Annotated in this window: 11 protein-coding genes; 2 read left to right on the top strand and 9 right to left on the bottom strand. The window is 51.3% G+C overall.

The genetic code is table 11. The features are described 5' to 3' along the window. Positions 1–645: hypothetical protein (locus COY37_RS02555; protein WP_286975900.1), on the top strand; the 645-nt coding region annotated here is incomplete at its 5' end. 178 nt (positions 646–823) lie between these two features. Here COY37_RS02555 and COY37_RS02560 read toward each other — a convergent pair. The 4 genes from COY37_RS02560 to nrdR all read right to left on the bottom strand — a co-directional run bounded on the left by COY37_RS02560 (position 824) and on the right by nrdR (position 4,741). Beyond that, a complete protein-coding gene (locus COY37_RS02560; protein ID WP_286677958.1) occupies positions 824–1,585 on the bottom strand; it encodes an anaerobic ribonucleoside-triphosphate reductase activating protein in 762 nt (253 codons plus the stop codon). Beyond that, positions 1,576–1,821 (bottom strand): thioredoxin family protein, encoded by a 246-nt coding sequence (locus tag COY37_RS02565; RefSeq protein WP_286677957.1) that lies wholly within the window; start codon positions 1,819–1,821, stop codon positions 1,576–1,578. Before COY37_RS02565 ends, COY37_RS02560 begins: the two co-directional genes overlap by 10 nt. Positions 1,822–1,895: 74 nt before the next feature. Next, a complete protein-coding gene (nrdD, locus tag COY37_RS02570; protein WP_286677956.1) occupies positions 1,896–4,100 on the bottom strand; it encodes an anaerobic ribonucleoside-triphosphate reductase in 2,205 nt (734 codons plus the stop codon). A 194-nt stretch (positions 4,101–4,294) separates the two neighbouring features. After that, complete coding sequence (nrdR, locus tag COY37_RS02575; RefSeq protein WP_286677955.1) at positions 4,295–4,741, bottom strand: transcriptional regulator NrdR; 447 nt, start codon at positions 4,739–4,741, stop codon at positions 4,295–4,297. 307 nt (positions 4,742–5,048) lie between these two features. On the opposite strand from nrdR, the gene lexA reads away from it, so the two are divergent. Next, positions 5,049–5,675: a transcriptional repressor LexA gene (gene lexA / locus COY37_RS02580; RefSeq protein WP_286677954.1), complete on the top strand. Its 627-nt coding sequence runs from the start codon at positions 5,049–5,051 to the stop codon at positions 5,673–5,675. Here lexA and hflX read toward each other — a convergent pair. From hflX to amrA, 5 genes are all read right to left on the bottom strand, one after another. Then, positions 5,672–6,904, bottom strand: a complete 1,233-nt coding sequence (hflX, locus tag COY37_RS02585; protein ID WP_286677953.1) for a GTPase HflX — start codon at positions 6,902–6,904, stop codon at positions 5,672–5,674. The genes lexA and hflX overlap by 4 nt on opposite strands. 160 nt (positions 6,905–7,064) lie before the next feature. Further along, positions 7,065–8,222 carry an LL-diaminopimelate aminotransferase gene (locus COY37_RS02590; protein WP_286677952.1) on the bottom strand — a complete coding sequence of 386 codons (1,158 nt, stop codon included), beginning with the start codon at positions 8,220–8,222 and terminating at the stop codon, positions 7,065–7,067. Between the two features lie 167 nt (positions 8,223–8,389). Then, a complete protein-coding gene (gene dapF / locus COY37_RS02595) occupies positions 8,390–9,238 on the bottom strand; it encodes a diaminopimelate epimerase (protein WP_286677951.1) in 849 nt (282 codons plus the stop codon). Between the two features lie 33 nt (positions 9,239–9,271). Beyond that, positions 9,272–10,249, bottom strand: a complete 978-nt coding sequence (miaA, locus tag COY37_RS02600; protein ID WP_286975906.1) for a tRNA (adenosine(37)-N6)-dimethylallyltransferase MiaA — start codon at positions 10,247–10,249, stop codon at positions 9,272–9,274. Further along, on the bottom strand, positions 10,242–11,320 hold a 1,079-nt coding region (gene amrA, locus COY37_RS02605), incomplete at its 5' end, for an AmmeMemoRadiSam system protein A (protein ID WP_286975908.1). The genes miaA and amrA, both read right to left, overlap by 8 nt.

The raw sequence follows: 11,320 nt of genomic DNA on the forward strand, positions 1-11,320 counted from the left end.
TCGGATACTGCTGGTGCTGCCGAAGCCGGCTTAGCAGCCGATAACGGCCGTGCCGCTATCACGTGGCTGTTCGCAGCAATGATCGATATGGCGGCAGGTGCTGATCCGAGCGGTGTAGGCCCGATGTTGCAGATGCTTGGTTACACGACGGGAACGGCGGGCAACTACGCTCCGTACACCACGTACAAGACGTATAAGACCAGCGATGGCCAAACCAACGAGGTAGAGATGTCGCTTCTTGCAACGCCTACCGTGGGCGGGCCGAAGTATACCCAAATACTCAAGAATTCACGTACCGTTGATTGGTCAACTACCTGGAGAAGCAGCACTATTCCGATTACCGCAACCTGCTCTGATGACGGCTTTAGCTGGCCGCACAGAACACTTGGTTGGAAGATGCTCAAAGACGACCTCTTTGGTATCGATATCGGCGGCGATGGTGCAGGCCATCCGAAGCTCGTCAGCGTTGGCGAGACCAGAAGCGTACAGTTTGGCGGTGGCAAGGCGCATGACGTAGACAGCGTCTGCTTGGATTGCCACAACCCAACAGTTTGGGGCGCGACAAGCTCGTCTAACCATACTGACACGGCCGGCACGACAATCGATGACAAGAATGATGACCTCTTGCTGAGAGGCTTGCCGTAAAGTCAGCTCTTACAACGTATGACTTACAACTTGCCAACAAGGAATTACTTACAATTAGCTAACGAGGAACTACTTACAAGTGCTTAACAAGGAATTACTTGCAAATTGCATAACACCACACATAAGAGGCCCGTTTAAAACGGGCCTCTTATTACTAATTCATAAGTGCAATCGATATTTATCCCCGCAGATAGGTCGGCACCAGCTTGGTTGCCTTCTGCGCCAGCTCTGCCAGAAACTCACCGGTGTAGGGTTGTATAGCGCCTGCGTCGGCGGCCATTACTGTTTTTGGATTGAACTGCTGTAAGAAATAGCGCCTTGCCCCCGCATCATGCAGGTAGTTTGCGATAGCAAGCACATCTTCCCTCTCGACAAAGCCCGGCACGACCGTAGTTCTAAATTCCACCTCAAGCACGCCTTCTTTTTCGGCCCGTGAAAGGATCCCGATACTCTCCTTGGCTTTTTCGGCGAGGTCTTGGTTTTGTACCGCCGTCGCAGCGGGATATTTATCAAAGCCGGTTTTTATATCCATTGCGACCGCGTCCACAAGACCCTCGCTCAAAAGCTGTCTAAGAACAGCGGGTCGCGTTCCATTCGTATCGAGCTTTATCTTGAGCCCAAGGTTCCTTATAAAGCGCATGAGATCCGCCAGATTGGGGTTTATCGTCGGCTCGCCGCCGGTGATACAGATACCGTCGATCCATCCTTCTTTTGAGGTCAACGCTTCCAATATCATCTCGGGGGTTATTTCGGGGAGGCTCTCGTGTTCCAATACCAGTGCGGAGTTATGACAAAACGGGCAGCGCAAATTGCAACCGCCCGTGAAAATCGTCATCACCAAATGGCCTTCCCAGTCGAGCATACTAAGCGGTAGAAGTCCCTTAACGCCGAACGTGCTCATGCCTAATTCACTAACCGGTGTTTTCCCCATTACAGCCATTTTTCAATCTCCTGCCTACTCGGAACCTCTCCCCTCCACGAAATCACCTCGTTGCCGCTCTCATTGGTTACGATGATGGATGGCGTCGACATCACCCCGTAGAAGGCGGCCTCGGCCAGTCCATCCACATCGTCAAGGTTAAAAAGCTCTGCTTTTTGGCTATCGGCTACCGCCGCTTTTGCAGCAGGACATTTAGGACAATCGGTTTTCCAAAATACTTTTACTACCTCTGCCATTTACTGCTTTCCTCCAGTGTTATCTATCCATTACTGTAACTACTAAAATATCGCTTGCTATATGGAGATTGATTCTAACACCCATATCCGTTGCCTGAGACGCTTGTCTCGGCGATCAGGCCGGTTCTGATTCTGTCCACAAGCTCGCCGGTTTTGCCCTTGTTCCAGGCTGTGACCTTGGAGTAGTAGCCGACGATCCTGGTGATCCCGTAGACGTCCTCAGACCCGCAGGTTGGGCACGCCTCGGAAAGCCCGCGCGAGGTGCGCCTGCAGGCTTCGCAAACGGTAAACTCGGGGCTGAACGCGATCTGCTCGGCGTGCGTCGTTCTGAACGTCTTAAGGACGAAGTTCTCGATCGATTTCGGTGAAGGCTCTTTCTCGCCCAGCCATATATGTATAATGGCACCGGCCTCTATCAGCGGGTGGAACAGGCTTTGCTTTTTCACCCGGTCTACGTAATCGACGTCGGCCTCGACCGAGATATGGATGCTATTGGTGTAATAATATTCGTCGGTGTCAAGGTTGCCCTTGATCACGCGCTTGGTTTGCTCGGGGTAGTATTTCATATCGAGTTTGGCGAGACGGTAGCCGGACGATTCCGCCGGGGACTCCTCGAGGACCATCTTCACACCGTACTGTTCGGAAAGCTGCCTGGCCTTCAGATTCATATGCGAGATAACCTTAAGGCCGAATTTAAGCGCCTCGTCGGATTCGTGCAGCTGCATCCCCTTGTGCGTCTGGATCATCTCGTTGAGGCCCAGAATGCCGCAGAGATATGTCAGCCTGTCCATCCTGAGGTACGGCTCGCCGTCTCTGGATTGAGAGAGCATCCCAAGCGGCCCGCCTGTTCCAAGCTCCATCAACTCACCGATAAAGGCTTTCTTTTGGACGTGTGCCTTGGCGACAAGCTCCATCGTCCTATTAATCTCTGCAAACAGCAGCTCGTCGTTGCCCATCGCTTTGTAGGCTATCCTCGGCAGGTTTATCGTTACATTCTGCAGGGCCGAGAACCTCATCTTCTCCGGTTCTAAAGCCTCGTCGAGATCCTGCTCTCCGAGTTTTAACTTCAGGCGGCAGCACTGGCTGACGGTGACCTCATCCCCGCGGTCGAACACGAAGTACGTGATGCCCTGTTTCGATGCGACGAGGCTTGCCAGCTCAAGAAATTCCTGCCAGCCCTCGGTTCTAAAGAAATCCTCGTTGATATGTAAAAGCGGTTTAGGAAACACGAACGTCTTGCCGTTTGCGTCACCCTCGAGGTAGATCTCAAACATCGCCTTAACGAACGCCTGGGCTTCTTTCTCGTACGCACTATATGTCTTGCCGGTATACTTCCCTCCCGGACCTATTGCCGGTGTTTCGGCGAAATGTCTCGGGATGTTCCAGTACAGGTTAAAATCGGTAAACGTTACCTGCGAGCCGCGCGCTCCCGCGAGCTGGTTGAACTCATAGATGAGCATCTGCGCAAGCTGCTTGATCTGTTCGTAAGTCTTATCTATCAGGTATGGGGCGAAGAACATGTTTACGGCTTCCCAGCCGACCGCGCCGGCGTAGTGCGCCTGCAGGCTTGAGGCCATCTTGACCATGTGCCCGATTAGAACCTCCGGGTGTTTGGCCGGCTTTGACGTGCTGGTTATATTGGGAAGGGATAACCCGTATTTCTTTATATATTCAAGCGAGTGACCGCCGCAGTAAGGACGAATTATAAAGCCTAGATCATGTAGGTGAATGTCTCCCATGAGATGAGCGAGCGCGACGTCTTCGCTGAATACCTTACGAAGCGCAAACTCTTTAAGAATAGTTTCGGCAATCGTTAGATTAATCGATTCCGGGTTATGAGTGGTGTTACTGTTTTCCTTGTTCGCGTTCTTGATGATTTCCTCGACGTCGTACATCGGCAGGCCGAGGTTGGAGTGCTTCTTGTGCATTATTGTAAGGTTGCGCTGCAACAGCTCAAGGTCGACAAGCTCGCGGATGATGCTGGTCGTAATCGAGCTGAAGTTGCTCTCGAAGAGCTTCTTCTCGACAGCGGTTGCGATTTCTGTGGCAAGACTCTCGCCCGCGCCTGTTTCCTTGATGAGCGAGTTTACGATTTTAGCCTTATCCCAGATGTTGATTTCAGACTTTGATGTGGTGCTGACCATAAGAGCGATGTCTGTTGCGTTTCCCTCCTCGCGGAAGGTTCTAACTACGTTGATGATCCTGTTTGGTCCGGCCTTACTTTCTCCTTCAATTTCAACTTCAGTTTCTGAATCTGCGGCAATCATGAAATCGGACATGCTATGCCTAAACCTCCTCTTACTACTTACCCAACTGCTACATTAACTACTGTTGTTTTAACTCGCCTTGCCTCTGCTTGATATACGTATGTTGCTACTGAACTTTGATAGGCTGCTCTGATTTACAAATACTATGACCGGTATGAAATTACTGCGATTACGATTATAGGCTTCGACCTCTGCTTCAACTTCGGCTATTTTAGATTCTTCAACTCCTGCGTGAACTCTTCCAGGTCTTTAAACTCCTTGTAAACAGAGGCAAAGCGAATATAAGCTACTTTATCTACTTGCCTTAATACTTTGAGGACTCGATCGCCCAATTCCTTTGATTCTACTTCATTCTTAAATTCATTTCGTAAGTTAGCCTCGATATCATCGACAATCTGTTCTACTTGCTCTCTGGCCACCTGCCTTTTGACGAGCGCTCTTAATACACCGTTAAGCAGTTTGGTTCTACTGAACGGCTCACGTTCCCCGTTCTTTTTAATAATTGTGAGCGGTATTTCTTCTAACTTTTCAAAAGTCGTAAACCGCCTGTTGCATTCAAGACATTCCCGCCTTCTCCGGGTGACGTCGTTAGTCTCATTAATCCTTGAATCAACTACCTTTGAATCGTTAAAACCGCAGTAAGGACACCTCACGCTTGCACCTTAATAACAAGTTATCCACAGGTTTATCCACAACATATTGAGTCTGCATGCTCAGTATACCACTACATATGGTAGGGTTAAACCAAAATTGTCAGAAAATTTTCCACTAACAGAATAACCGCTGCATAACACACGTAAAAAATTTCAAGCGGTTGCTTGCCGACCCATGCCAAGCAAAATCGAGGACACAGGGACAGTTTTGGAAGCGAACTGGTGTTTGCAGCGAACATACTTTTGTGGTAGATTTAAGCCAATTAGGCATACTTGGATATTTACAGATGCTCTTGAGGAGGAAGACATGCCGCAGAAGCAAGATGCGCTTACACAGCGCCAGCGCCAAATACTGGATTTTATCCTGTCCGAGGTTAACCGCAAAGGATATCCGCCGTCGGTGCGTGAAATCGGGCAAGCGGTGGGATTGACGTCAAGCTCTACCGTGCATAGTCACCTCACGGCGCTTGAGCGCAAGGGCTTTATCAAACGCGACCCGACGAAGCCCAGGGCGCTTGAAGTGATCGACTTTCGCCTCAACAACAAAGGCATAAGTCCCGAAAAAGTAAAGAACGTTCCCCTAGTCGGCAGGGTTGCCGCCGGCGCGCCTATTCTTGCCCAGGATAACATAGAAGACAACTTTGCGCTCCCCGTCGAGCTTGCCGGGGAAAACTCCTTTATGCTTAGGGTAAAAGGCGACAGCATGATAGAGGCCGGTATTTTAGACGGAGACTACCTTGTCGTGCGACAGCAATCGGCGGCCGATAACGGCGATATTATTGTAGCGTTGCTCGGCGAAGAGTCGACGGTAAAGAGATTCTTCAGAAAAGGCGACCGGATTCTCTTAAAACCGGAGAATAAAGCCATGGAGCCGATTATAACCTCGGATGTCACGATTCTCGGTAAAGTCATCGGATTGATGAGAAAGTTTTAAGTAGCAAACTGCACGTAGTCTTCTGTGCTGGCTTCCGGGATGTCGACGACTATCTCTGTGCCATCCGCTGTGTGGGTTTCGGAGACGACGAGGCAGAGGCTGTAGAGCCGTTGTATTATGTCACCACGGGTGTAAGGCACCTTAAGGTGCATCCGAATCAGGCCTTTACGCATGTTTTCATCGATCGCCTGGCGGATTTCTTCTAATCCGATTCCCTGAGCCGCCGACGCTTCGACGCTGTCAGGATAAATCTTCTTAAGCCTCATTCGGTCGAGTTCGCTGATGAGGTCTGTTTTATTAAATACAAGCAGTTGCGGCTTTGAATCGACCTCAAGCTCTTTAAGGACATCCTCGACCGCCGCAATCTGAGCCTCCATTTGGGGATGGCTTGCATCCACTACATGCAGCAGAAGGTCGGCCATGCGCAGCTCATCAAGAGTCGACCTGAATGCCGCAATGAGCTGATGCGGGAGCTTCTTAATAAAACCGACGGTGTCCGAGATGACGATCTCTTTCTTATGGTCCACGTTGAGCCTTCTGGTTGTCGAATCAAGCGTTGCAAAGAGCTTGTCCTCTACCAGCACATCCGAGCCCGTGAGCGCGTTCAGCAAAGTTGACTTGCCCGCGTTGGTATAGCCGATGAGGGCGACATTGTAGATGCCTTGTTTTGCGCGTTTCTTGCGCTGGACATAGCGGTTCTTTTTGACTTCTTCAAGCTCTTTGGTAAGATGCTGGATGCGTTTGCGCATCAGTCGCCTGTCGGTCTCAAGCTGTGTCTCGCCGGGGCCACGCAGGCCGACGCCACCGACCCCCTGACGCTCCAGATGCGCCCACATGCCGCGCAATCTGGGCAACAGGTAGTTAAGCTGCGCGAGTTCAACCTGAAGCTTGCCTTCTGCCGAATGCGCATGCAGGGCGAAAATATCCAAAATAATCCCCGTGCGGTCGATGATTCTAACCTTGTGGATGATGTCTTCGAGATTTCGCTGTTGGGACGGGGACAAATCGGCATCGAAAACGACGATCTGCGCATGTTCGGCCCCCACGGTCTGGGCAATTTCCTCGGCTTTCCCAGACCCGATGTAGGTACGCATATGCGGTTTATCCCGGTGTTGCATCTCACGGGCTACCACTTCCCCACCGGCGGTTGAGACAAGTTGCTCAAGCTCGTTCAGGGACTGCTCGGCTTCCCACTCGGTCTCGGCGCCAAGTTGGATGCCGACCACCACAACCCGCTCACCATGTTGTGCGTTGTTATCGGTAATTTCTATAATGTCTGTCGCTCTCCCATGTTAGATAAAATCTGCGCCGCGTGTGCGGCACTCTTAGAGTATAAGAAATAAGGCCCGCAGACAATGGACAATAGACCGCTGACGCTGAGAGCAACTATTAGAGCGAGTCTTTAATTCTCTGAAGCGCCACAGCGAGCTGGTCGTCCTTTACGCTCAGGCAAATCCTGATAAAGCCTTCGCCGGACGGGCCGTATGCGTTTCCTGGTGAAACGACAACGCCCGCTTTATTTAGGATATGCGTGGCGAAACTTGCCGACGTGTAGCCTTCAGGCACTTTTACCCAAACGTATATAGTCGCTTTCGACGTGCGAGCGCTCAAGCCTATTTTGCCGAGCGCTTCCATAACCATATCGCGGCGACGCGCATAAATCTCGCGCATCTGCTGAATAATATCTTGCGGCCCCTCGAGCGCCTCGATTCCAGCGTACTGGATCGCATTAAATATACCCGAATCGACATGGGTCTTTACCCTTCCCAGGGCTTCGACGACTTTGGCGTTTCCGCATACCCAACCGATACGCCAGCCGGTCATATTATACGTTTTGGAGAGCGAATGAAACTCGACACCCACGTCTTTTGCGCCCGGGTATTGCAGAAAGCTCGGCGCAACATAGCCATCGAACGTTATCTCTGAGTATGGGTTATCGTGCCCAACAATCACCCGGTTCTTATCGGCCCATGCTACAAGGTCGTTAAAGAACCCATCGGTTGCGATTGCGGAGGTCGGGTTGTTTGGATAGTTTAGCAGGAACATCTTGGCATCCCTGGCCGTTGCGGCATCAATGGCTTCAAGGTCCGGCAAGAAATCATTTTCCTCAACCAGCGGAACATGAACCGGGTTGACTCCTGCCAAAATGGCGCCCGTAGTATAGTTGGGATATCCCGGGTCGGCGATCAACGTAACATCGCCCGGGTCGAGAACCGCCAGGTCGATATGCGCAAGACCTTCCTTCGATCCGATAAGCGGCAAAACTTCTGTGTCGGGATCAAGGTCTACGTCAAAGCGTTTTTTATACCAATCGGCGACGCTTCTTCTAAACGCCGGAAGCCCGTAATACGAGGGATACCGGTGGTTTGCCGGGTGGTTCGCCTCTTCGCATAGTTTATCGATAATGTTCTGCGGAGTTGGCTCAACAGGATCGCCGATACCCAAGCTGATTACATCAACGCCCTGTGCTCTTTTCTCGGCAACCTTTTTGTCAATCTCCGCAAACAAATATGGTGGCAGGTTGTCGATCCGCCTCGAAAGTTTCATTATTGGTTTTGCCTCCTCTAATTATGTAAGTAATGGCTGAGGTGATTAGCCAACGACAGTTATTGTTTAACCTAACATATTTTTAGCTGGTTATGCTAGACATATATGGAAAATTAGGGTAAATAGCTGCCTTTAAGCAAAACCTTTAAGCATTAAAAAATCGATATTTAAATGATATCGATGGTGCCGGTAAACACCCTGGTGGCAGGGCCTTCCAGGATGATATGGTTGTCTTCTTTCCAGGTAACCCCGAGGTCCCCGCCGGGCAGGTGCACGGTTGCAGAGCGCCCGGTTTTGTCGTTCAGCGCGCATGCGATAAGTGTTGCACACGCACCTGTTCCGCAGGCCAACGTCTCGCCGCCGCCGCGCTCCCATACCCTTGCGTCTATCTCATCGCGCCCGACAACATGGACGAACTCGACGTTGGTTTTATTTGGAAAATGCTCGCTGGTTTCTACCTTTGGCCCAAGCGTATCTACGGGTGCCGTGTTCACATCATCGACGAACGTAACGCAGTGCGGGTTCCCCATGGACACGCAGGTCGCATGAAACTCGACCCCTTCCACCGAGAGCGGCCGATCGATAAAGGTTTCCGAGTTGGCGGAAACAGGTACTTTTCTCGACTCCAGGACCGGCTCGCCCATGTCTACGCTAGCGCCGGTCACCTTGCCATTATTAAACACAAGTTCAATAGATTTTATCCCAGCCCTGGTTTCTATGGCAATTGTTCTTTTATCGGTTATCCCCTCATCGAACAGGTATTTTGCGTAGCAGCGGATACCGTTGCCGCACATCTCGGCGATCGTGCCGTCAGAGTTATAGAAATCCATTAAAAAATCGGCGAGATGTGCGGCATCCGACCTACGCGCAAATATCAATCCGTCCGAGCCTATACCAAAATTGCGGTTGCATAGCCTCGCGATCTGCTCCTGCGTAAGATAGATCGAGTTATCCATATTATTTATGATAATGAAGTCGTTTCCGATACCTTCATATTTTGCAAAATTAAGCTGCATGCCGTAAATCCTCTCTGTATTGCATCAAGCAGGCTAACCCTTGCGTGTCGCGTTTTTTGGGCCGCCCGCTAAAAACCCATCGTGCTTTAGCTTATCCATAATCTCATCGACGATCTCACCGGGCGTTTTGCCCGTCAAATCTATCCACTGCACCCTGGGGTCAGCCCTAAACCACGTGAGCTGGCGTTTAGCATACTGCCTTGTGCGGGCCTTAATCGTTTCAACCGCTTCTTCAAGCGTGATTTCGCCGTTCAGGTAACCTATTAACTCTTTATACCCTATGGCCTGCTGTGATGTCAAAAATCGCTCGTATCCGTGTTCGACAAGGCTCTTGACCTCATCAAGCAACCCGGTCTCGATCATTGTATCGACCCGCCGGTTAATGCGCTCGCGCAGGGAATCGCGATCCATGGTAAGCCCGAACATCTCAAGGTTGTAGATGGATTCACGGTTCTTCCACTCGCCGTGATAGCTTGAAAACGGCTTGCCGGTAAGCTCAATTACCTCAAGCGCACGGATAATCCGCCGCACGTTGTTCGGATGGACGATCTCAACTGCCGCCGGGTCTTTCTCAATCAGCTCTTTATAGAGCGCATCCGGCCCTTCAACGCGCGCCCGCTCCTCTAGTTGTTTTCTAACCTCGGAAGATACGTTCCCAGACGGAAACTCCAGCTTATCTATTACCGAGCGCACGTACAGCCCCGTGCCGCCCACAAGAATAGGGATTTTCCCCCGCCGCGATATATCGCCGATGACCTCTCTGGCAAGCCGCTGGTACTCGGCAACGCTATACGGTTCGGCCGGCTCGACGATGTCGATACAATAATGCGGTACCCCCTGCATTTCTGCAGCTGTAACTTTGGCGGTTCCGATATTCATCCCCGTATATATCTGCATCGAATCGGCCGAAACAATCTCGCCCTCAATGCGTTTTGCCAGCTCAATAGCGACATCGCTCTTGCCGGTGGCTGTAGGCCCGACGATGGCTATGAGTTTTTCTTTATCACTCATATCTGGTAACTCTGAACCGGTACAGTTCGACGTTCTCGCTAGGGCCGATACCGGCTTTTTGTTTCGCGATACCGATTTGCCGATCGACGGAATCGACGCCTTCGATATCGGGCAAAAGCAGCCCCGTCCTATAGCCGCTCTTTACGATGATCCCGTAAACTTTGGGGTCTAATTGGGATTCGGAGTGAACCGGCTCCGGTTCCTCGAGAATATCGACGGAGAATTGCAACCGCGCCACTTCATTTGCTATGACGGGATAGAATCTAGGGTCGGCCGTGGCGGCCTGGACAGCATTCGCCATGATCTCTTCGGCAAGGTTTCCCTGTGTCGGCTGTATGGTGCCCACACAGCCCCGTAAGTCCCCGTCTACCTTCAGGCACACAAAAGCGCCGGCCCTTGTGTTAAGAAGCTCGTCAGGCGTGTTTGCCGGGGGATCGACGGGGTGTCCCAGCTTGAAGTATTGCTGCAGGCTATACATAGCAAGCCGCACCGGATCGCTTGCTCGCTCCGGTGAAGGCTCACCCGGATATACCTCGGCAACCATGTATCCCACACCAAACGGTCCCTCATACGAGAGCACCTTTGTCTTTATCTCAAGCCCGTTAAAGGCGCCTGCCAGGGCATATATCGAACGAAGCCCGCATTCCCCCGCCGCCTCGATCAGCGACGGATCGAGCTTAGGTAGTTCATTAAAGTAGCCGGTGTCGAATATCTCCTTGATCTTCGCGTCAAAATCGACGCCCCTTGGATCGTACCCGGCAGGGGCTCCCGGAATAAGCCGATGGGATAAATCGCCGCTTGCAATTAAGGCGACCCTTTCAGGGACAAAATTGGACGCGCGTTGAATCGCCATTCCCAGCGCGTAATGCTCGTCAAATCCGCCGTAGTCAATGGAAATCGATACAATCGGAAGGCCGGGCATCGTTGTGTTCAGATAGTATAAAGGAACCAGAACGCCGTGGTCCAGCTCGTCCGATACCATCAGGTCGAGATAGCCATGCCCAACTTTTGTTACGGAAAGGTCGAAATCATTTGCGGCGATTACAAGTTCTTCAACAAACGCCAGGTCGT

This window comes from Candidatus Aquicultor secundus (assembly GCF_002791875.1).
GTDB classification, from domain to species: domain Bacteria; phylum Actinomycetota; class Aquicultoria; order Aquicultorales; family Aquicultoraceae; genus Aquicultor_A; species Aquicultor_A secundus.